We start from the raw sequence: 22,139 nt of genomic DNA, 5'->3' as shown, positions 1-22,139 counted from the left end.
TCTCAGGATGTTTCGGGGGCAAACTGGTGCCAGCGTGAGGGGACCAGGTAAAAGTTCGCGCCGCGCGCCGGCTGCAGTCGGTCAAAGTCATGGTGCGTGATGCTGGCAAGCCATGGCGTGTCCATCCAGTCGGCGGTCAGCTCGACGCGTACGTCACTGCCCACCGGTGACACGGCATCGACCGTAACCGGCAGGTGCGCTTTCGCGTCCGGCGCCGTGGTCAGCATCAGCTCATGCGGGCGCAACAGCACCTCGTTGGGGGCGATGTCCGAGTGCGCCATCGCAATCCAGGCGTTGCCCTGCTGCAGTTTGCCCTCACGATACTCGCCGCCAAAGCGATTGGTTTCGCCCAGAAACGAGAAGACAAAGCGATTGGCCGGCGCGCGGTAGAGCGCCTGCGGCGTGTCGATCTGCTCGATTTTCCCGTTGCTCATGACCACGACGCGATCGGAAAGCTCAAGCGCCTCTTCCTGATCATGGGTCACAAACACGCTGGTAAAGCCGAACTCCTCGTGCAGATGCCTGAGCCAGCGGCGCAGCTCCAGTCGCACCCTGGCATCCAGCGCGCCGAAGGGTTCATCCAGCAAAAGCACCTCGGGCTCGACGGCCAGTGCGCGAGCCAGCGCCACGCGCTGCTGCTGGCCGCCGGAGAGCTGTGACGGCAGGCGTTTGGCCAGGGCGTCAAGGCGGACTCGCTCGAGCAGGTGCTGCACCCGATCACGAATCTCGGCATTGGAAGGGCGCTCGCTGGTGGGGCGCGCCCGCAGCCCAAAGGCCACGTTTTCAAACACGCTCATGTGACGAAAGAGCGCGTAGTGCTGAAAGACAAACCCGACCCGGCGCTTTCGCACGTGGACATGGGTCACGTCGCGATCGCCAAAGTGAATCGAGCCGCTATCCGGCGCTTCAAGGCCTGCGATGATGCGCAAAAGCGTGGTCTTGCCGGACCCCGACGGCCCCAGCAGCCCCACCATCTCACCCTTTTTGATCTCCAGCGACAGTGGATGCAGGGCCGTCGTGTTGCCAAAGCGCCTGGAGACGTCGCTTACGGTAATGCTCATGCTGTTTCCTCCCGACGATGGGTATGCCACTCAAGCAGTGCCTTGATCATCAGCGTCACAATCGCCAGAGCGGCCAGTAGCGCGGCACTGGTGAAGGCGCCCACCGTGTTGTAATCCTGATACAAAAGCTCCACCTGCAGCGGCAGATTGATGGTCTCGCCGCGAATGCTGCCCGAGATCACCGAGACGGCGCCGAACTCGCCAATGGCACGGGCGTTGGTCAGGATCACGCCGTAGACCAGCGCCCAGCGAATGTTGGGCAGCGTGATACGGCGAAAGAGCGTCCAGCCGCTGGCACCCAGCGTGACGCCGGCCTCTTCCTCGGCGCTGCCCTGCGCCTGCATCAGGGGAATCAGTTCACGCGCCACAAATGGGCAGGTGACAAAAATGGTCACCAGCACCATGCCGGGCCAGGCGAACATCAGCTGCACATCGTGCTCGGACAGGATGCTGCCCAGCCAGCCGGTGCGGCCATACAGCAGCAGATAGAGCAGACCGGCCACGACCGGTGAGACCGCAAAGGGAATATCGATCAGCGTCTGCAGAATGCGCCGGCCCGGGAAGGTAAAACGGGTCACCAGCCAGGCCAGAAAGATGCCGAAGATCAGATTGACCGGCACGGTCAAAAGCGCGATCAAAAGCGTCAGGCCGATCGCTTCCCGGGTAAAATTGCTGGTCAGGTTTTGCCAGAACGGCGCCAAGCCTTCGGCAAAGGCCTGATAGAAAATGCCGGCCAGCGGTATGACCAGAAACAGCGTTGTCATGATTACGGCAAGCGCAATCAGCCCCAGACGTGTAGCGGCGCCATCACCAATACGCTTCATGTCAGTGTCTCCCGCCATGCAGACGGCGATAGAAACGTCCCTGCCAGAGATTGATGGCCAGCAATAGCAGCAGCGACACCAGCATGACCAGCGACGCGATGGCGGCGGCCCCGGCGTAGTCATACTCTTCCAGTCGCGTGGCCATCATCAGCGAGACGACTTCGGTGCGGTAGGGCATGTTGCCGGCAATGAAAATGACGGCGCCAAATTCGCCCAGCGAGCGGGCAAAGGAGAGCCCGGTACCGGTAACGATGGCCGGCCAGATATGCGGCAGAATGACCCGTCGGAAGGCGTACAGGTTGCTGGCGCCCAGCGTGAGTGCCGCCTCGTCGGCATGGCCGGGCAGATCCTCCAATACCGGCTGCACGGTGCGCACTACAAAGGGAACGCTGGTAAAGGCCATGGCCAGCGCAATGCCCAGCCAGGTGTAGGCGATCTCGATGCCCAGCGGGTCGAGCAGACTGCCGACCGCGCCGTTGCGTGAATAGAGGGTGGCCAGCGTAATGCCGGCCACCGCCGTGGGCAGGGCAAAGGGCAGATCCATCAGCGCATCAAGGATGCGCTTGCCGGGAAACGTGTAGCGGGCCAGCACCCAGGCCATCAACAGCCCGAACAGCGCGTTGAAAAGCGACGCCGCCAGTGCGGCCAGCAGCGTCACCTTATAGCTTGCGATCAGGCGCGGGTCGGTAATCGCTGCCCAGTACTGTGACCATGACAGCGTGGAGAGCTGGCCGATGAGGCTGGTCATCGGCAGCAGCAGGATCAGCGACACAAACAGCAGGGTCACGCCCAGCGAGAGCGAAAACCCCGGCAATACCCTGGCCGAACGCGTGCTCATTAACGGCGCTGCAGCTGGTCGAGTTCACCACCGCTGGTGAAATGCGTCTGCATCACATCCTCCCAGCTCCCGAAGGCGTCCTCGATGCGCAGCAGGGTGGTCTGCGGGAAACGCTCGGCAAACTCTTCGCTGATCTCGTCATCGTTGACGCGGTAGTAGTACTGCGCCAGCGTGCGCTGCGCTTCGGGCGAGTAGAGGTACTCCAGATAGCCCTTCGCCAGATCCTCGGTCCCGTTGCGCTCGACGTTGCTGTCCACCCAGGTCACCGGAAACTCGGCCATGATATCCACCGGCGGTACAACGACCTCATAGTTATCCGGACCGTACTGGTTGCGGATGTTGTTGGCTTCCGATTCAAAGGTGATCAGCACATCGCCGATGCCGCGCTCTGCAAAGGTGGTCGTGGCGCCGCGGCCGCCCGTGTCGAAGACCTCGACATTGGCCAGCATCTTCTTCATGTAGTCGCGCGTGGCGGCCTCGTCCTCACCATTGTCGTGATTGCTGGCCGCCCAGGCCGCCAGGTAGGTATAGCGCCCGTTTCCGGAGGTCTTGGGGTTGGGGAATACCAGCGCCACGTCATCACCGGCCAGATCTGCCCACCCATGGATATCCTTCGGATTGTCCTTTCTGACCAGAAACGCCATGGTCGAGTAGTAGGGCGAGCTGTAGTTGGGCAGACGCGACTGCCAGTCATCGGGAATCAGTTCCCCTTTCTCTGCCAGTACGTTGACATCAGTGACCTGATTGAACGTTACGACATCGGCGCGCAGTCCCTGCAGGATGGCGCGGGCCTGGGTCGAGGAGCCGGCGTGGGTCTGCTTGATGCTGACCGACTCACCGTGTTCCTCCTGCCACTGTTCAACGAACTGCGGGTTGAGTTCGGCAAAGAGTTCGCGCGCGATATCGTAGGAGGCGTTGAGCAGCTCGCGATCGGCGCTGAAGGCCTGTGTGCTGCCAAGCGCCATGCTCAGCGCAGCGGTAGCAACAACGCGACGTAAAAGGGTCGAGCGTACGGACATGTGGTGTTCCCCGGCATCTGATCGGCAGGATTTTTTATCGAAAGCCAGTGACTCTGGCATTAAGCAGAGGCTAAACAAAACTCATGGGAATGACAATCAATCCAGTTATGCCATTTTGTTCTTTAAAGCTGAGCCAGGATCAAGCCGGCAGGAGACACAGGCTCTCCTGCCGACACGATCAACTCTCCTGCCGAGTCGGCTAAAGTCCCAGCGCCGAGGACGTTTCCCGGCGTGGGTCGGCGCCGCCCTGGAAGCCGTCGTCATTGATCAGTATCGATTGACTGGCGCCCATGGCCGACTGCTGTGTCACGTTGTGACCCATGCTCTCCAGTAGCCGCACGGTGTCGGGACTGAAACCATCCTCGATACGGATCTCGTCGGGCAGCCACTGATCGTGAAAGCGCGGGGCGCTGACGGCCGACTGGATATTCATGCCGTGATCGATCACGTTGCTGATCACGCCAAGCGTGGTGGTGATGATGCGTGAACCGCCGGGGCTGCCGGTGATCAGGAAGTTCCTGCCATCGCGCTTGACGATGGTCGGCGTCATGGAGGAGAGCATGCGCTTGCCGGGTTCCACGGCATTGGCTTCGCCACCGATCAGGCCAAAGGCATTGGGCACGCCGGGCTTGGCTGAAAAGTCATCCATTTCGTTATTGAGCAGAAACCCTGCCTTGTCCACGGCGATGCCGGAGCCGTAGCTGAAGTTGAGTGTATAGGTATTGGCCACGGCCAGACCCGAGTCATCGGCGACCGAGTAGTGGGTGGTTTCATTGGATTCATAAGGCGTAATGTTGCCCGGGCCGATGGCCTCCGAGGGCGTCGCCTTCTCAAGAGAAATCTGCGCGCGCAGCTCGCGGGCATAATCCTTTGAGGTCAGCGCCTCGACCGGCACATCAAAGAAGGCGGGGTCGCCCAGGTACTTTGAGCGGTCTGCGTAGGCGCGGCGCATCGCCTCGCTCATCAGGTGCATGCTAGCGGCCGAGCCATGCCCCATGCGGGTCAGATCATCATTTTCCAGCATGTTCAGAATCTGCACGATGTGGACGCCGCCGGAAGAGGGCGGGGCCATCGCGTAGATATCGTAGTCCCGGTAGGTGCCGTGAACCGGCGCGCGCTCAATGGCCCGGTAATCCTTCAGGTCTGCCCGGGTCATGATGCCGCCGTGCGCCTGAAGGGTCTCGATCAGATGATCGGCCGTCTCGCCTTCATAAAACTCTCGCGGACCGTTTTGCGCAATGCGCGTCAGCGTGGCCGCCAGTTCGGGCTGTCGAAAGACCTCGCCGGCGCGCCAGTTGCTGCCGTCAGCCTTGTAGAACAGGCGGCGCGTGCCTTCCTGTTTTTCCAGCCGTTCACGACTGCCGTTGAGGCCATCGGCAAAGCGCTGCGGGATGGCAAAGCCGTCATGTGCCAGACGGATAGCCGGGGCCATGACCCGGTCAAGCGACATGGAGCCGTAGCGCTCAAGTGCCATGGCCATCCCTGATACCGTGCCGGGGACCCCCGAGGCGTTGGCCGAAAAGCGCGAGGCTTCTTCGATGACATTGCCCTCGTCATCCTGAAACATGGTCTCGAAGGCGCCGGCGGGGGCTGTTTCCCGGTAGTCGATCGAGGTCACCTGATCGCTTTTCTCATCGGAGATCACCATGAAACCGCCGCCGCCGATATTGCCCGAGCGTGGCTGCACCACGGCAAGCGCAAAGCCGATGGCGACAGCGGCATCCACGGCATTGCCACCGTCTCGCAGGATGTCGCGACCCACACGGCTTGCCAGCGTATGGCTGGTGACCACCATGGCGTGCTGGCCGGGCTCTGGATGGAAGCGCTCACCTTCGATGATGGGCGGCGACGCGATGGCAGCCAGTGGTGTCAGCATCAAAAGCAGACAGGTCAGTGCCAATGATTTCCTTTCAGACATTCGGATTCCCCTTTGGCGTGGTTTGTATTGTTGTATTAGTCTTGTTTAATGCCGTATGACAGAAAGTAAAACATATGCAGGGTTTCCGGAAGCCGAAGGATTTCGGTAAACCGGCAAGTCGCTCGCTTCCCGGCAGGCATGCACTATAGTGATTCCTGCACGTTCATACAGAGGTTATTGCCATGCCCGATCAAACGCCTACTCCCCGCACGGCCTGCGTCAAGAAGGTCGACAAGGGCGGTGGCACTACCGTCTATGAAGTTCGCGGCGTTAATCCTGACAAGGATACCCTGCTCAGTGAATACGAGACCGAAGAAGAGGCGCTGGATGCGGTCAAGCGCTATGAGTGTGAGAACTGATTTTTCAGCGTCCTGATCAGGGGCCGCAACGATGCGGCCCCTTTTTTGTGCCGCGCCTTTACGATCACTCGGGGCGACCCTGTTACGATGCGTGATCGCGGTGTACGCTGATTGATATCGAATTTGTTTGATGAGGTGTTTACAGTGCAACAACCCTTCAGGATTGCGCCTTCCATTCTGTCGGCAGATTTCGCCCGGCTGGGGCAGGAAGTGGACGACGTGCTGGCCAGCGGCGCCGACATGATCCACTTCGATGTCATGGACAACCACTATGTGCCCAACCTGAGCTTCGGTCCGGCCGTCTGTCATGCGCTGCGCAATTACGGCACCACGGCGGAGATCGATGTGCATCTGATGGTGTCACCGGTTGATGACCTGATTCGTGCCTTTCTGGATGCCGGCGCCAACCATATTACCTTTCATCCCGAGGCGAGCCTGCACATCGACCGCTCGCTGCAATTGATCATTGATGGCGGCGCTACGGCAGGGCTTGCGCTGAATCCGGCAACCCCGCTTTCCACGCTGGATCATGTGCTCGACAAGCTGTCGATGCTGCTGGTAATGACGGTCAATCCGGGCTTTGGCGGACAGTCCTTCATTCCCGCCATGATGGACAAGCTACGCCTGGCGCGGGCCATGATCGATGCCACCGGCAAACCCATACGCCTTGAAGTGGATGGCGGCATCAACGCTGGCAACATTGGCGAGATCGCCGAGGCCGGCGCCGATACCTTCGTCTCCGGTTCCTCCATCTTTGCCAAACGCAGTGATAATGACCCGAACCGCTATGACTCGATCATGCGTGCCTTCAGGGAACCGCTTGATGGCCTGTCAGGCTGATCACCAGGCCGACGCGGAACCGGCGTCCGCGGTCTGGTCGCTCTACATCATCGAAAATCGGCTGGGACATCTCTATACCGGCGTGACCACGAACGTGGCGCGCCGTTTTAACGAGCACCAGCAGGATGGTGCGCGTTGCGCCCGGTCCCTGCGCGGCAAGGGGCCGCTGCGGCTGCGGTTTTCCTGCCCGGTGGGAGACAAAAGCCGGGCGCTGAGCCTCGAGCGACGCATCAAGAAACTCTCCCGTCATCAACGCCTTGCCATCATCGAAAACGGCAGGCTCCCTCTCGAATAGCGCTCCATCAGGACAACCTCCGGGGCTTTTTCCTCGCGCGAATCCTCAGAGTCATGGGCTTTACATCGTCACTCTCATTGAAACGAAACTTAAACTATCGTCGTATTAATGATACTGTGCGCGCGCTGCGACAGAACACCACATTCGATTGCAAGCCATGCATGACCTGCCCAGAGATGACAGCAAAGGGTCTGACGCTTGACGTCGTGATTGTGACAAGAACTCCTGTAGGAACCTGACATGTCTTCCCGGATACACAACAGACAGCGCCGCGATTTCCTTCGTGGTTCGCTGACGATGATTCCCGCCATCACCCTGGGCAGCGGCGTCTCGCTGACAGCCCGGGCCGCCGAACAGGCGCCGGCGCTGAGCGATTATTCCCCCCTTTTTTTTACAAGCGATGAGTGGGCCTTTGTGCTGGCCGCCTGCGACCGCTTGATTCCCGGCGAAGGCGAGGGGCCGGGCGCGCTCGATACCAACGTACCGGTGTTCATCGATCGTCAGATGGACGCGCCTTACGGCCACGCCGAGCGCTGGTACATGGAAGGCCCCTTTGTCGCCGGCTCGTCGGATCTCGGGTTTCAGTATCCCTATACGCCCCGGGAAGTGTATCAGCGCGGTATTGCCCTGACGCAGCGCTGGTGCCAGCAGCATCACGATGCGCGTTTTGAATCTCTGGAGGCCGACACACGCGATCAGGTGCTGAGCGCTCTGGAACAGGGCGAGGTCGACTTTGCCGCGCTGGACGAAGAGTGGCTGACCTCTGATGACTTCTTCTCCTGGCTTTTGCAGCACACCAAGGAAGGGTATCTCTCCGACCCCATCCATGGCGGCAACAAGAATATGGCGGCGTGGAAAATGGTCGGCTTCCCGGGCGCGCGTGCGAGCTTTCGTGACTGGGTCGATCAGCACGATGTCGAATATCCGCTGGGTCCCGTCAGTCTCAGCGGTGAGCGCGGCTGATTCCCCGAGCCGCTGCAGAATGGATTCGCGAAGGAAAGCGCAAGTGAACAGAAAAGAAATCATGGCAGTGCTGGCGGGTATCACAACCCTGACGATGGCCTCTGCCAGCAGTGCAGCCGACAGTGACGAGACCGTCAAGCGAGGCGAGTATCTGGCCCGGGCAGGCGACTGCGTTGCCTGTCATACCGCCCCTGGTGGTGAAGAATTTGCCGGCGGACTGGGCATCGAAAGCCCGTTTGGCATGATCTACTCCACCAATATCACCCCGGACAGCGAGACCGGCATCGGCGACTGGAGTGAGGAAGAATTTGCCGCGGCGCTGCGCGACGGCAAGCGTGCCGACGGCGCCAATCTCTATCCGGCCATGCCTTATCCCGCCTACGCGAAGGTATCCGATGAGGATATCCACGCCCTTTATGTCTATTTCATGGAAGGTGTCGAGCCGGTCCGGCATCAGCCCGAAGAGACCAGCCTGTCCTTCCCCTTCAATCAGCGCTGGGGCATTTCCGCCTGGAACTGGCTGTTTGCCGATGCCGAGGTGTTTGAACCGGAAGCCGATCGCAGCGAGCAGCTCAATCGCGGCGCTTATCTGGTCGAAGGCCTGGGTCACTGCGGCAGCTGTCATACCCCGCGCGGACTCGCTCAGCAGGAAAAGGCGCTGGATGACAACGGTGGGGATGACTACCTCGCCGGCGCCGATCTCAACGACTGGTGGGCACCCTCACTGCGCGGCGGAGAGGGCGGCGATGGCCGTGGTCTTGAAAGCTGGAGCGCCGAAGAGATTGCCGAGTATCTGAAAACCGGCCGCAACGTTCATGCCACCGTGGGTGGCGAGATGACCTCGGTTGTGGCGCACAGCACCTCGCATCTCAGCGACGAGGATCTGGGTAGCATCGGTTTGTATCTCAAGTCCCTCCCGGCCAACCCGGCCGGCAAGGATGCCACGACAGCGGATCAGCGCCGTGAGGCCAGCGAGAAGACTCAGGCAAAACTGAGTGCTGCCAGGGATCTCAGCGAGGGCGAGCGACTCTATCTCGATAACTGCTCGGCCTGTCATTTCAATGACGGCATGGGCGCCGAGCGGGTCTTCCCGCCGATTGACGGCAATGCGCTGGCCAATGCCGACAATCCCTCCGGCCTGATCCATACGATTCTGGCCGGTGCCCAGCCGCCGTCGACGCCGACCATTCCGGCTCAGCTGCCCATGCCCGGCTTTGCCTGGCGGTTGTCGGACGATGAAGTCGCCTCGCTTGCGACTTTCGTTCGCAGTGCCTGGGGCAATGACGGGGGCGCGGTGAATGCCGACCAGGTCGCAGACGTTCGCGAGGAGCTCGGTGAGGCGTCCCTGAACAGGGCCGTTGATCCCAACGGCGAGCTGAACGAGACCGACGGCGCCAAATAATGATGAGCCGGCCGCCCGACGGGCGGCCGGATGGCGCGCCACAGTGCGCGTCGACAGGATCGAGGAGTTAAAAGTACATGGCTAAGCAACAACCGCGTGTCGATGCGGTCATCGTCGGTCTCGGCTGGAGTGGTTCCATCATGGGGATGGAGCTGACCGAGGCAGGCCTTAACGTGCTGGCGCTGGAGCGTGGCGCCGATCGTACCAATGAGGATTTCGCCTATCCGAAGCCGGCCGATGAGCTTCAGTACGGCATTCGTCATACCATGATGCAAAAGCCGAAGCAGTCGGCGGTCACGATTCGTCGCGACCTCGACGAGCGCGCGCTGCCCCAGCGCAAGCTGGGCGCCTTTCTGCCCGGTGACGGCGTCGGCGGTGCCGGCGCCCACTGGACCGGCGTACTGATCCGACCGACCCCGACCGATCTGCAGCTCAAAAGCTTTGCCGACCAGGCGTTTGAGCCCGGCGTGTTGCAGGACGACATGCAGATTCAGGACTTCGGCGTCACCTGGGATGAGCTCGAGCCGCACTTTACCTTTTTCGAAAAGGTGTGCGGTCAGTCCGGCACCACGGGCAACCTCAACGGCGAGATTCAGGAGGGCGGCGATCCCTTCGAGGGGCCGCGCAGCGAACCCTATCCGCTGCCGGCGCTGCAGGATACCCAGAACACCGAGATGTTTGACAAGGCCGCGCGTCAGCTGGGATATCATCCGTTCCCCAACCCGTCGGCCAACGTCTCGCGCGCCTGGACCAACCCGTATGGCATGCAGCTGGGCCCGTGCAACTACTGCGGCTTCTGCTCGCGTTATGGCTGTCTGAACTACTCCAAGGCCTCGCCGCAGACCTGCATTCTCAATGCCCTCAAACAGCGCAGCAATTTCGCCTACCGCACTCACGCCAACGTGACCCGTGTCGAGCTGGCTGACGATGGCAAGACCGCCACCGGTGTGACCTACATCGACGGCGATGGCGAAGAGGTGTTTCAGCCGGCCGATATCGTGATTCTGGCCTCCTATTCGCTCAACAACGTGCGATTGATGCTGAACTCGAAGATCGGCAAGCCCTACGACCCGGTCTCGCGCACCGGTGTGGTCGGGCGTAACTACGCCTATCAGGTCGGCGGTGGCATCAACATGTATTTCGATGACATCGACTTCAACCCGTTTGCCACGGCCGGTGCCACCGGGCGCATGTTCAACGACTTCTCGCCCGGTACCTTCGACAGCGCCCAGCACGGCTTTATCGGCGGTGCCAAGATGCACTCCTCGCAGGCCAGCGGCACCCCCATCAAGACGTCACTGCCCAAGAGTGCGCCGAAGTGGGGCAAGGGCTACAAGGACGCGCTGCGCGAAAACTACGGTCATCACATGAAGCTGTCGATGACCGGTAGCGTGATGTCCTATCGCTCCAACATGCTCGATCTCGACCCGACCTGGAAGGACCCCTACGGCATGCCGCTTTTGCGCATGACGTTTGACTGGAAGGAAAACGAGCAGAAGCTTTCCCGGTTCATGCGCGACCGTCTCAGGGAAATCGCCGATGTTCTCAAGCCTGATCGCATGGATGAAGGCTTCCAGCTGGAAGGCAGCCACTTCAAGGTCACCAGTTACGTCTCGACCCACAACGTGGGCGGCGCAGCCATGGGCACCGATCCTTCGACCTCGGCGGTCAACCGCTATCTGCAGAGCTGGGACGTGCACAACGTCTTTGTGCCCAGCGGCAGCGCCTTTCCGCAGAACTTTCAGGCCAACCCGACGGATCTGATCGGCGCACTGACCTACTGGTGCGCCAAAAAGATTCGCGAGGATTACCTGAAAAATCCGGGGCCCTTGATGTCGGTCTGAATCGGGACGCGAGCGCTTTCCCGTCAGGGGAAGAACCGATCAATCGCCGGCCTTCGGGCCGGCGATTTTTTTACGGCTGGTGTCACCGCGTGTTGATGGGGTGATCCGATCAAGACTCAGCGATCAAGCGCGTCCCAGTTGTAGGGCGCCCGCGGCTTGTCTCCCTTGAATACCGCCAGGGCGTTGTCCACGGCAAGCTCTGCCATGGCGTAGCGCGTTTCATGGGTGGCCGAGCCGATGTGGGGCAGGGCGACGACGTTGTCCATGTGTGCCAGCGGCGAATCACCGGGCAGGGGCTCGGTGGTAAATACATCCAGACCTGCGGCGCGAATGGTGCCATTCTGCAGCGCCTCGATCATGGCCGGCTCGTCCACTACGCCGCCGCGGGCGATGTTGATGAAGATCGTATTTTCGCCCATCAGTTCGAACTCGCGCTTGCCGAACATGTGACGGGTGGCATCGGAAAGCGGTACGGTCACGCAGACAAAGTCCGAGTCACGCAGCAGGTCGTCGAGTTCCTGCCAGTCGGCGTCCAGCTCGCGCTCGAAATCCTCGTGACGTGAACGGTTGTGATAGCTCACCTGCATGTTGAAGCCGAACTTCCCGCGGCGGGCGATCGCGGCACCGATGCGGCCCATGCCGACAATGCCGAGCTTTTTGCCCTGCACATCAACACCAAACTGCGGTTCGGCAATCCCGCCGGTCCACTCTCCCTTTTTGACCATTTCCGCCAGTTCCACGGCGCGTCGGGCGCTGGCCAGTACCAGCAAAAAGGCCGTGTCTGCAGTGGTTTCGGTCAGCACATCCGGAGTGTGGCAAAGCACGATGCCACGCTTGCTGAGATAGTCGATGTCATAGTTGTCCACGCCGACCGAAACGCTCGAGACCACTTCAAGATTGGGCGCCTGATCCAGCAGTTCGGGGGTGAGGTTGACGCTGGAGCCGATCAGGCCATGCGCCCGGGACAGCGCCTGTTTGAAGTCACTGTTTTCGGTCAGGTTCTGGGTCTGCGAAAAATCCAGCACCTCGCATTCACGCTCGAGCTTTTCCCGCAGGGCCGGCTTCAGGGCGCGCTGATAGACAATGACCGTTTTCCTTGTGGACATGATTTCTCCTGTATCGGTGTGTCGTGCAGTTTAAGGATTGCAGTTTGAGACAGTGGCACCCTTGCCTCGCAGGCGCTCAGGCAAGCGCGCGCAGCAGCTCGACATGGCGTGCGGTCGCACTCGTATTGTCATGATCCAGCGGGAACTCGATGGCCCGCGGCACGTCGGCCGGAAAATGGTGCCAGAGCTCGATCCAGTGCGAGCGCGTGGCATTGTCCGGGGGGGAGGCATGAGGTACGCCATTGGTATGCGTGACGGCCTTGCAGTGTACATACTGGACCTGCCGGCCCAGCCGGCTGGCCGCCTGCGAAAGGTCATGATCCGTCCAGTAGCCGTTGCCCAGATCCAGGGTCGTCCCGAACAGGGAAGCATCAAGCGCCCGGTGCAGGGCGGCATGGATCAACGGGTCGCCACCGCAGGAGGTCTGATCGTTTTCAATCAGAATCGGCATCGTACTGTCAGCCAGCCGGGATTTGAGCGCGGCGGCGCCGTCATCGATGCATTCGGCATAGAGCTGACCAAGGCCGAACTTGATCCACTGCGCCCCCAGTGTCTCGGCGCGCGCCATGGCCTGATCGATGGCCGTTGCATTCAGCCTGCTCCGCGTATCGAAAAGCGGCATGGTGGCAGAATAGACGCAGGTCAGCGAGGCCTGCTCGATGGCCAAGCGCAGCTGCTCAAGCGGCAGGTCGTGTTCGCTCAGGAGCTCTTCACGAATTTCAACGCCCTGTGCGCCGGCGTCCCTGATGTGTTCGAGAACACCCGCCTGACCAAGTCGTTTGACCCGATCGGCGCCAAAGGCAGAAGTGCAGATCATTACCGGGCCCATGAAAGACTCCTTGCATCATCTGGTTTGAAAACGGTCCCAGAGGGCGTGGCCGTCCTGGCCCTGGCCGCCACTGGATGTGAAATGCTCATGTCATGTTCAGTGTAGTGGAGCCGCGCGGCGTCAGGTGCGCCGGGAACAGAAGGCTCTGCGGCTCACTCGCGGTATGGCTGATGCGATGCACCAGTGCTTCGATGGCGCTGTAGCCGATATCGCCGACCGGCTGGGCCACGGTCGTGATGCCCGGGCCTACCAGCGCGCACCAGGCCAGCTCATCGATCCCCAGCAGGCCGACCTGGTCAAAGGGCGACTTCAGCAGTGCGAACAGGGCGTGACACACGGCCAGGGTGATCACACCGTTAGCACACACGATGGCGCCTGGTGCCTCACTGGTCTTTAGCCATTGCTCCAGCGTGGCGGCAAGCCAGGCAGCATCGAGGGTCTCCTCCAGGCCTTCATGAACCTCGGCGAGTACACCCGCCGCCTGCGCCTGGTGTTGAAAGGCCTGAATACGCGCTTCACGAGAGCTGATCCCGGCCACCGGTTCGGTGATCATCAAAAGGCGCTGATAGCCCTGATCCACCAGGTGCGAGACACTCAGGCCCACCGCCTGGTCGTTGTCGAGGCCGACCATGTCACAGGCGAGCCCGTCGATATGACGATCCACCAGCACCATGGGCAGGCCATTGTCCTGGCGGGCGGCCAGCGTTGCAGCGTTGCGGCCCCGGGTGTTGATCAACAGTCCTTCCACGCTATAGCCGTGCAGTATTTCCAGATGCTGTCGCTCGAGCTGATCATCGTTGCCGGTGTTGCAGACCAGCAGCGAATAGCCGTGCTTGCGGCAGGCCTGCTCGGCGCCATGAAGCATGTCGACGGTATAGGGATTGCGCATGTCGGCCACCACCACGCCGATCAGGCCGGTACGACGCCCGCGCAGGCTGCTGGCAATACGGTCGGGGGCAAAGCCGAGGCGCTCGATGGCCGCCTCGATCCGCTCGATCATGGTATCGGACAGCAGGTCGCGTTCGCGGCCGTAGTAGCGCGACACGCTGGTCTTGGAGACGCCGGCATCGCGCGCCACATCGTGGATGGTCGGGCGGCGGCGCTCACTGGCGGGCTCTGGTGGATGGTTGGGTATGGACGCTGTCATGTCGCTGCCTGTCTGTCGACACCGTGAAATACTGTTTGGGAACGGTCCCAATATCAATCAGGTTGCGATACGACAGCGTTTCGGGAAACCAGACCTTGGTCGCAGTGTCGATGGCACTGCATCAGGGTGGCTGCGTTGGGCGGGCAGGGTGGCTGCGCCGGGCGGATGCTGAAGAAGGGTGATCGACCATGAGTGACCAATCATGAAAAAGGGCCGCTGAAAAGCGGCCCCCTGAAGCGGGAAGGGTCAGTGCAGCTTGAGTCGCGGTCGGATGATCGTATTGATGCGATCGACCAGCATGCGAACGCCGGTGCGCGTATAGCCGTGGATGGCGGCCTGGTGCATGCGATACAGCGAGGCGTAGAAGATCTTGGCCAGCCAGCCTTCGACCAGCACACCGCGGGCGGAGGCCCCGCGCATGAGATTGCCCACGGCGTCAAAGTGCGCCAGCGAGATCAGTGAGCCCATGTCCTTGTAATGGAAGTCGGTCAGCTCGCGTCCGGCCATGGCGGCGCGCAGGTTCTTGTAGAGCGTATTGGCCTGCTGGTGGGCGGCCTGCGCGCGCGGCGGCACCATCTTGTCGCCGGGCTGTGGGCAGGCGGCGCAGTCACCCAGGGCAAAAATGCGCTCGTCATCCACGCTCTGCATGTTCTGTTGCACGACAAGCTGGTGGTTGCGCTGGGTGGACAGGCCCAGCTCCGACAGCACGGAGGGCGCGCGAACGCCGGCCGCCCAGACGGTCAGGTCGGCATCGATACGGGAACCGTCGGCGATCTCAAAGCCCTGCTCGTCGGCCTGGGTGACGCGGGTATCGGTGTGAATTTCCACGCCGAGGCGTTCGAGCTCGCGGTGCACCGACTGGCTGATGCGCTCGGGCAGGGCGGGCAATACTCGCGGGGCGGCCTCCAGCAGGTGGATCTTGAGCTGCTGGCGGCTGATGCGGCTAAAGCCGTAGCCATGGAGCATCTGCGTGGCGTTCAAAAGCTCGGCGGAGAGCTCCACCCCCGTGGCGCCACCGCCCACGATGGCCACCGACATGCCGGTTTTGTCCGATTCCTCACGGTTGCTGCAGCGCAGGAAGGTATTGAGCATCTGCTTGCGAAAGGCTTCGGCCTGGCTGACGCTGTCCAGAAAATAGCAGTGGTCGACCACACCCGGCGTGCCAAAGTCGTTGGACACGCTGCCGACCGAGAACACCAGATAGTCATAATCGAGTCGCCGCTCGGGCAGAACGACGCGCTCCTTGTCGTCGTGAATGGCGGCCAGACGAATCTGGCGATGTTCACGGTCGAGGCCGCAAAGCGTGCCGATCTGATAGCGATAGCCGGCATTGGCCGAATGGGCCTGATAGGACACCTCATCAAGGCTTGAGTCCATCACCCCGACGGCCACTTCGTGCAGCAGCGGCTTCCAGATATGGGTAGGGTTGCGATCGACCAGAATGATCTCGGCCTTGTCCGACTTGCCCAGCTTGCGTCCAAGGCGCGTGACCAGTTCCAGACCGCCGGCGCCACCGCCGACCACCACAATGCGAGGGATTGCCATTGATTGCTCCATGAAAAGAATAAAGAGGGAAACGTTCAGGCAGTGGCCCGATCTGCGGACCACGGCCTGAAGGCTTCCGATCACGATGGACCGTGACATGTCGGCGGCTGGCACCGATACTTTCGACACGACGGCGGTGCATTTAATCCCGATAATCTCCGATATGCCCGCCTCCCCTTACATGGGGTCATCATGACCCGAATTCACCTGCGGTGATGCCCTGACAATGCACGATGCGCTCCACGATATTGACCTGATCCTCTATGACCTCGATGGCACCCTGATCGACTCGGCGCCGGATCTGGCGCTGGCTGTCGATGAGATGATGAAAGCCATGGACCTCTCGCCCGTCGGCATCGACCGGGTACGCGACTGGGTGGGCAACGGCTCACGGCGGCTGGTCGAGCGGGCGCTTTTGCATGCCGGCGCCTTCGGGGGGCAGGGACCTGATAGCGCGCAGCTTGACGATGCGCTGGCGCTGTTCATGCAGTTCTATGAGCAGCACATGATGTCCAACACCTATTGCTATCCCGGCGTGATCGACTGTCTTGAGGCCCAGCGCGAGCGCGGCATTGCCCAGGCGCTGGTGACCAACAAGCCGTCGCGGTTCATTGACCCGCTTCTCGAGGCCATGGGGCTTGACGGGTTTTTCTCCCATGCCCTGGGGGGAGACGCTCTGGCGCAGAAAAAGCCTGATCCGACGCCGCTTTTGCATATCGCCGGATTGCTTGATATCGCGCCGGAGCGCGTTTTGATGATCGGTGATTCACGCAGTGATGTGCAGGCCGCCAGGGCCGCCGGATGTCGCTGTCTGGCGGTCACCTACGGCTACAATCATGGCGAGCCCATTGCAGCACTGAACCCCGACCATCTTCTTGATTCACTTGAAGAACTCGTTTAGGGTTAAAAACGCGCCATGGTCGCGCTGCTCGCCCTTTTTCTACCTTCCTGCGAAGGAATTTTCAGCTTGCGAGATACAATCATGTCACTCAATGCAAAGGCCTGCGGACTGATGAGAAACGTCAAGCGCTGGCGCTGGTGATACCGGCTCCCTGCAACGAACTACCGTTTCTTCCTCTACAGGACTCAGCGACATGATGACATCCGAGCGCTTCGCCGAACTCGCCGCCGAAGGCTATAACCGTATTCCGGTCACCCGTGAGGTGCTGGCCGACCTTGAAACGCCTCTGTCGACCTATTTAAAGCTTGCCAACGCGCCCTGGAGCTTTCTGCTCGAGTCGGTCACGGGCGGCGAGAAGTGGGGTCGCTACTCCATTATCGGTCTGCCCTGTCGCGAGCGTATCGAGGTGCGCGGCTTCACCGTTCGCCACTACGTGGATGACTATCTGCAGGGCGCCACCGAGGTCGATGACCCGCTGGAATGGATCGAGCAGTTTCGCCGACGTTTCCGGGCGCCGGAAACCAGTGACGCCATGCGTTTTGATGGCGGGCTGGTCGGCTATTTCGGCTATGACACCATCCGCCTGATCGAGCCGCGTCTGCGCGGGGTCGAAAAGCCCGACCCGATCGATGTACCCGACATTCTTCTGATGGTGGCCGATGAGCTGGTGGTCTTTGACAACCTCTCCGGACGCCTGACCCTGCTCGTTCATGCCGATCCGGGTGAGGCGAACGCGCTCGAGCAGGCCCGCGAGCGGCTGGTAACGCTTGAGCATCAGCTTCGCCATACCCCGATCAACACTTCGAGTCCCGGTACCGGTCGCGATGCCGTGGCCGAGGACGATTTCTTTGCCAGTTTCTCGGAGCAGGGCTACAAGGACGCCGTCACACGCATTCGTGAGTACGTGGCGGCCGGCGATCTGATGCAGTGTGTGCCTTCCCAGCGCATGACCATCGGCTATCAGGCGCCGCCGCTGGATCTGTACCGGGCGCTTCGAAGTCTTAATCCGTCACCTTACATGTTCTTTTTCAATCTCGATGACCACCATGTTGTCGGGGCCTCTCCCGAGATCCTGGCACGCCTGGATCACGACGAGATCACGCTGCGCCCGATCGCCGGCACCCGTCATCGCGGCGCCAGTGAAGAGGAAGATCGAGCGCTCGAAAACGAGCTGCTCTCTGATCCCAAGGAGATTGCCGAGCATGTCATGCTGATCGATCTGGGGCGCAACGACGTCGGACGTATCAGCGAGCCCGGTTCGGTCGAGCTGACCGATAAAATGACCATCGAGCGCTACTCGCATGTCATGCATATCGTCTCCAACGTGACCGGGCGCCTCAAGCCGTCACTGGGACCGATGGACGTTTTACGTGCCACCTTCCCGGCCGGTACGCTCTCCGGGGCCCCCAAGGTGCGCGCGCTGGAGGTCATCGACGAGCTCGAACCGGTCAAGCGCGGCATCTACTCGGGCGCCGTGGGCTATCTCTCCTGGCAGGGCAACATGGACATGGCAATCGCCATTCGTACCGCCGTGATCAAGAACGGAGAGCTTCACGTCCAGGCCGGTGGTGGTATCGTGTCCGACTCCGATCCCGACAATGAATGGCAGGAGACGCTCAACAAGCGCCGTGCCATGTTCCGCGCCGTTGCCATGGCAGAACGCGGGCTGGACAACCTCGAATAGCGCCGGATTCCGTTTCTGAATCAACGCGCCAACACCGAATACCAGCCGGGCCATTTTGTGTCGATGTACCGACCGCCCGGCCATCGTGGGGAGGGAAAGCCATGAAAATTCTGATGATCGACAACTACGACAGCTTTACCTTCAACATCGTCCAGTATCTGGGCGAGCTGGGGGCCGAGGTCGAGACGATCCGCAACGACACGCTGACGATCGAGGAGATCGAGCAGCGTGACTTTACCCATCTGATGATTTCACCGGGGCCCTGCAGTCCCAGTGAAGCCGGCATTTCGCTGGATCTGATCCGCCACTTTGCCGGCCGGGTGCCGATCTTTGGCATCTGTCTGGGCTTTCAGGCCATCGGTCAGGCCTATGGCGGCAAGGTGGTCCGGGCCCCCATGGTCATGCACGGCAAGACGTCGATGATCGATCATGACGGGAAAGGGGCCTTTGAAGGTCTTGAAAATCCGCTGGAAGTGACGCGGTATCATTCGCTGATTCTCGAGCGCGAGACGCTGCCCGACTGCTTTGAGATTACGTCCACGACCGTGAGCGATGATGTGACCCCGGGTCTTGTGATGGGCATTCGCCATCGGACGCTGGACATGGAAGGCGTGCTCTTTCATCCGGAGTCGATCCTGTCGCGTCAGGGCCATGAGCTTCTGGCCAACTTCCTCAAGCGTCAGCCATCAAATCCCTCACGCATGGCCACGGCCGAAGCCTGAGGTTCCGGCGCATCTTCACCCTGATGCGATGATCAAAAAACCTTTCGGGTGGCGCCTGCTGCCTGTGGCATGGAGAGAGACTCGTGGAGCTCAAGGAAGCCATTTCGCGCGTTACCCGCCGTGAGGATCTTGGTCTAGACGAGATGCGAACGGTCATGTCGACCATCATGCGCGGTGAAGCCGACCCGGTGCAGATGGGCGGCTTTCTGGTCGGTCTCGCGATGAAGGGCGAGGCCGTCGACGAGATTACGGCCGCCGTCATGGTCATGCGTGAGCTGATGTATCCGGTGCAGGTCGATGCCGACCATGTGGTCGATATCGTGGGCACCGGTGGCGATGGCGCGGGGCTGTTCAATGTCTCGACCGCGGCCAGCTTTGCCGCGGCGGCCTGCGGTGCCCGTGTGGCCAAACACGGCGGCCGGGGCGTTTCCAGCAGCTCCGGCAGTGCCGATCTGCTGTCGCGTGCCGGCGTGTCACTGGAACTCTCCTCCGAGCAGATCGCCCGCTGCATCGAGGAGGTCGGGGTGGGGTTCATGTTCGCCCCCAACCACCACACGGCCATGCGCCACGCCGTGGCGGTGCGCCAGGCGCTCGGCGTGCGCACCATGTTCAATATCCTCGGGCCGCTGACCAACCCGACCGGGGCCACGCGCCAGGTTATCGGGGTCTACAGCCCTGATCTGCTCGTGCCCATGGCGACGGTATTGCGACGCCTGGGCAGCCAGCATGTGCTGGTCGTGCACGCCGAGGATGGCCTTGATGAGCTCTCTATCGCCTCGGCCACCCGGGTGGCCGAGCTGCATCACGGCGAGATTCACGAATATGTGATCACTCCCGAGGATGTCGGTCTTGAGCGCCAGCCGCTGGAAGCGATCCGCGCCGACAGCACGGATGAGAGCCTGGTACTGGTCAAGGCGGCCCTGCGCGGGGAGGGTGTGGCCGCCGACATGGTGGCCTACAACGCAGGTGCCGCGCTCTATGTGGCCGATGTGGCCGGCTCCATCAGGGAGGGCGTGCAGACCGTGCGTGACGCCCTCGAAAAGGGGCAGGGGCTTGCAAAACTGGACGCGCTGGCAGAGTTCTCTGCCCGACTGGCCGAGGCCGGCGACTGACTCACTACAATAGCGCCGGGGTGTGACGCACGCGCACGCCCCGGCGATTTTCAGGGAACACCGCATGAGTACGCTGCCTACCATTCTGACCCGTATCATGGCCCGCAAGCATGAAGAGATTGCCGAGCGCTCGGCCAGCATCAGCGAAAACACGCTGCGTGCGCGCGCCGAGCAGGCGCCGGCCACCCGCGGGTTTGCCGCCGCGCTGAATCAGCGTTTGACCAACGGCGACCCGGCCGTGATTGCCGAGATCAAGAAGGCCTCGCCTTCAAAGGGCATCATTCGCGCCGACTTTGATCCGGTCGCCATCGCCCAGCGCTATGAAGCCGGCGGTGCCGCCTGCCTGTCCGTGTTGACGGATGCCGACTACTTCCAGGGCAGCGAGCGTTTTCTGATCGCCGCCCGCGGCGCCTGTCAGCTGCCGGTGCTGCGCAAGGACTTTATCGTCGCGCCCTATCAGGTCTATGAGGCGCGCAGCATGGGGGCCGATGCGATCCTGCTGATCGTGGCCGCACTCGATGATCGCCAGATGAAAACGCTCAATTCGCTGGCCATCGAGCTGGGCATGGACGTGCTGGTCGAAGTACACAACATGGCAGAGCTCGAGCGGGCGCTAAAGCTGGATCTGGCGCTGGTGGGCATCAACAACCGGGATCTGCATACCTTCGAGACCCGGCTGGACACCACGTTTGAACTGCTCGAGAAGGTGCCGGAAGGCGTGCGCGTGGTCACCGAATCAGGCATTGCCACTCGCGAGGATGTGGCGCGCATGCGTCGCGGCAACGTCAACGCCTTTCTGGTGGGCGAGCATTTCATGCGGGAAGCGGACCCGGGCGACGCCCTGCGCCAGCTCTTTTTTACCTGAGCCGACCCCGCAAGCACGATCAACACTGCCAGCCACGCGCTGGCAGTGTTCGTTTCGGGGCTTTTTCACCTGTTGAACTTCAGACGCTCCAGAGCCTTTAGCGCGGCTTGCGGCTGCCGTCGCCGCGCGTTCGACGCTGATAGCGCGAATCAAACAGGGCAGGGTCATCGGTGATGACGCCACTGACGCCGTGGTCCCACCAGGAGGCGAAGCGCTCGGGGTCGTTGACCGTATAGCAGAGCAGAGCAAGCTCGGCGCTTTGAATCTCGATAAGCCGCTCCTGATCAAGCTGTGTCCAGTCGGCGTGGACGCTGACAGGGCGAAGCCGCTGGGCGTCACTGGCCCAGCGCCGCGGGATGGCCTCATACAAAAGCCCCAGCGCCAGCTTTTCATCCTGTGCCCGGGCGCTTTCAAGCGCGTTCATGTCAAAACTCGATACCAGCAGACGATCAAGCGGCAGGACCTGGCGGGCGCGGTGGACCGCGGTGTTGGCAAGCTCGACCGGGTCGTGGCCGGGGTTGATCTTGAGCTCCAGATTCACACCCAGCTCCAGCGCGCTGATCAATGAGAGCGCTTCATCGAGCAGCGCCATACGCTCGCCACGAAAGTCAGGAGAGAACCAGCTGCCGACATCCAGGTGGCGAATCTGATCGCGCGTCATGTCAATCAGCGTCCCCTGGCCATCACTGCAGCGATCAACGCTTTCGTCATGCCAGATCACCGCCGTACCGTCGCCCAGACACTGGACGTCGAGCTCGACCCACTCACAGCCGGCATCAGCGGCGGCCTGAATGGCGGCCAGCGTGTTTTCAGGGGCGTGTTTCGAGAGGCCACGGTGGGCGATATAGCGTGGTAGTTGCATGCA

The 22,139-nt window shown here is 61.5% G+C and carries 21 protein-coding genes; 11 read left to right on the top strand and 10 right to left on the bottom strand.

Annotation, left to right across the window (positions count from 1 at the left end):
• Positions 1-2: 2 nt before the first annotated feature.
• The 5 genes from C8D72_RS06540 to ggt form a co-directional block, all read right to left on the bottom strand.
• Positions 3-1,061, bottom strand: coding sequence for a sulfate/molybdate ABC transporter ATP-binding protein (locus C8D72_RS06540; RefSeq protein WP_115853522.1), 1,059 nt, complete (start codon positions 1,059-1,061; stop codon positions 3-5).
• Positions 1,058-1,885 carry a sulfate ABC transporter permease subunit CysW gene (cysW, locus tag C8D72_RS06535; protein ID WP_115853521.1) on the bottom strand — a complete coding sequence of 276 codons (828 nt, stop codon included), beginning with the start codon at positions 1,883-1,885 and terminating at the stop codon, positions 1,058-1,060. Before cysW ends, C8D72_RS06540 begins: the two co-directional genes overlap by 4 nt.
• Position 1,886: 1 nt before the next feature.
• Positions 1,887-2,723 carry a sulfate ABC transporter permease subunit CysT gene (cysT, locus tag C8D72_RS06530; RefSeq protein WP_115853520.1) on the bottom strand — a complete coding sequence of 279 codons (837 nt, stop codon included), beginning with the start codon at positions 2,721-2,723 and terminating at the stop codon, positions 1,887-1,889.
• The gene (cysP, locus tag C8D72_RS06525) at positions 2,723-3,742 is read right to left on the bottom strand and encodes a thiosulfate ABC transporter substrate-binding protein CysP (protein WP_115853519.1); all 1,020 of its coding nucleotides are present in this window, start codon (positions 3,740-3,742) and stop codon (positions 2,723-2,725) included. The genes cysT and cysP overlap by 1 nt, the downstream gene beginning before the upstream one ends.
• A gap of 199 nt (positions 3,743-3,941) precedes the next feature.
• Complete coding sequence (ggt, locus tag C8D72_RS06520) at positions 3,942-5,660, bottom strand: gamma-glutamyltransferase (RefSeq protein ID WP_115853518.1); 1,719 nt, start codon at positions 5,658-5,660, stop codon at positions 3,942-3,944.
• Positions 5,661-5,842: 182 nt separating this feature from the next.
• On the opposite strand from ggt, the gene C8D72_RS06515 reads away from it, so the two are divergent.
• The 6 genes from C8D72_RS06515 (at position 5,843) to C8D72_RS06490 (ending at position 11,363) form a co-directional block, all read left to right on the top strand.
• On the top strand, positions 5,843-6,019 hold the full coding sequence (locus C8D72_RS06515) for a hypothetical protein (RefSeq protein ID WP_115853517.1): 177 nt from the start codon (positions 5,843-5,845) through the stop codon (positions 6,017-6,019).
• Positions 6,020-6,163: 144 nt separating this feature from the next.
• Positions 6,164-6,859: a ribulose-phosphate 3-epimerase gene (gene rpe, locus C8D72_RS06510; RefSeq protein WP_115853650.1), complete on the top strand. Its 696-nt coding sequence runs from the start codon at positions 6,164-6,166 to the stop codon at positions 6,857-6,859.
• A complete protein-coding gene (locus tag C8D72_RS06505; RefSeq protein WP_115853516.1) occupies positions 6,843-7,154 on the top strand; it encodes a GIY-YIG nuclease family protein in 312 nt (103 codons plus the stop codon). The genes rpe and C8D72_RS06505 overlap by 17 nt, the downstream gene beginning before the upstream one ends.
• 240 nt (positions 7,155-7,394) lie before the next feature.
• A complete protein-coding gene (locus tag C8D72_RS06500; RefSeq protein ID WP_115853515.1) occupies positions 7,395-8,117 on the top strand; it encodes a gluconate 2-dehydrogenase subunit 3 family protein in 723 nt (240 codons plus the stop codon).
• A 43-nt stretch (positions 8,118-8,160) separates the two neighbouring features.
• Positions 8,161-9,519 carry a cytochrome c gene (locus C8D72_RS06495; RefSeq protein ID WP_211308768.1) on the top strand — a complete coding sequence of 453 codons (1,359 nt, stop codon included), beginning with the start codon at positions 8,161-8,163 and terminating at the stop codon, positions 9,517-9,519.
• 77 nt (positions 9,520-9,596) lie between these two features.
• Positions 9,597-11,363: a GMC family oxidoreductase gene (locus C8D72_RS06490; RefSeq protein WP_115853514.1), complete on the top strand. Its 1,767-nt coding sequence runs from the start codon at positions 9,597-9,599 to the stop codon at positions 11,361-11,363.
• A gap of 116 nt (positions 11,364-11,479) precedes the next feature.
• On the opposite strand, the gene C8D72_RS06485 is transcribed toward C8D72_RS06490, so the two are convergent.
• The 4 genes from C8D72_RS06485 to C8D72_RS06470 all read right to left on the bottom strand — a co-directional run bounded on the left by C8D72_RS06485 (position 11,480) and on the right by C8D72_RS06470 (position 15,990).
• Positions 11,480-12,469, bottom strand: coding sequence for a 2-hydroxyacid dehydrogenase (locus tag C8D72_RS06485; RefSeq protein ID WP_115853513.1), 990 nt, complete (start codon positions 12,467-12,469; stop codon positions 11,480-11,482).
• A 76-nt stretch (positions 12,470-12,545) separates the two neighbouring features.
• Complete coding sequence (locus C8D72_RS06480) at positions 12,546-13,298, bottom strand: sugar phosphate isomerase/epimerase family protein (protein ID WP_115853512.1); 753 nt, start codon at positions 13,296-13,298, stop codon at positions 12,546-12,548.
• A gap of 85 nt (positions 13,299-13,383) precedes the next feature.
• Positions 13,384-14,445, bottom strand: coding sequence for a LacI family DNA-binding transcriptional regulator (locus C8D72_RS06475; RefSeq protein ID WP_115853511.1), 1,062 nt, complete (start codon positions 14,443-14,445; stop codon positions 13,384-13,386).
• A gap of 246 nt (positions 14,446-14,691) precedes the next feature.
• Entirely contained in the window at positions 14,692-15,990 is a 1,299-nt protein-coding gene (locus tag C8D72_RS06470; protein WP_115853510.1) for an NAD(P)/FAD-dependent oxidoreductase, read from the bottom strand.
• Positions 15,991-16,216: 226 nt separating this feature from the next.
• On the opposite strand from C8D72_RS06470, the gene C8D72_RS06465 reads away from it, so the two are divergent.
• From C8D72_RS06465 to trpC, 5 genes are all read left to right on the top strand, one after another.
• Entirely contained in the window at positions 16,217-16,891 is a 675-nt protein-coding gene (locus C8D72_RS06465; RefSeq protein ID WP_115853509.1) for a phosphoglycolate phosphatase, read from the top strand.
• 196 nt (positions 16,892-17,087) lie between these two features.
• Positions 17,088-18,575 (top strand): anthranilate synthase component I, encoded by a 1,488-nt coding sequence (trpE, locus tag C8D72_RS06460; protein ID WP_170140523.1) that lies wholly within the window; start codon positions 17,088-17,090, stop codon positions 18,573-18,575.
• 101 nt (positions 18,576-18,676) lie between these two features.
• Positions 18,677-19,297 carry an anthranilate synthase component II gene (locus C8D72_RS06455; RefSeq protein WP_115853507.1) on the top strand — a complete coding sequence of 207 codons (621 nt, stop codon included), beginning with the start codon at positions 18,677-18,679 and terminating at the stop codon, positions 19,295-19,297.
• 83 nt (positions 19,298-19,380) lie between these two features.
• A complete protein-coding gene (gene trpD, locus C8D72_RS06450) occupies positions 19,381-20,409 on the top strand; it encodes an anthranilate phosphoribosyltransferase (RefSeq protein WP_115853506.1) in 1,029 nt (342 codons plus the stop codon).
• A gap of 64 nt (positions 20,410-20,473) precedes the next feature.
• Complete coding sequence (trpC, locus tag C8D72_RS06445; RefSeq protein WP_115853505.1) at positions 20,474-21,274, top strand: indole-3-glycerol phosphate synthase TrpC; 801 nt, start codon at positions 20,474-20,476, stop codon at positions 21,272-21,274.
• Between the two features lie 97 nt (positions 21,275-21,371).
• Here trpC and C8D72_RS06440 read toward each other — a convergent pair whose 3' ends face one another.
• Positions 21,372-22,136 (bottom strand): glycerophosphodiester phosphodiesterase family protein, encoded by a 765-nt coding sequence (locus tag C8D72_RS06440; protein ID WP_115853504.1) that lies wholly within the window; start codon positions 22,134-22,136, stop codon positions 21,372-21,374.
• Positions 22,137-22,139 lie beyond the last annotated feature (3 nt).

Origin of the sequence: Kushneria indalinina DSM 14324, assembly GCF_003385845.1 — a bacterium.
Lineage (GTDB): Bacteria > Pseudomonadota > Gammaproteobacteria > Pseudomonadales > Halomonadaceae > Kushneria > Kushneria indalinina.
The sequence above is the reverse complement of the archived record's forward strand: the minus strand, read 5'-3'. Positions and strand labels throughout refer to the sequence as shown.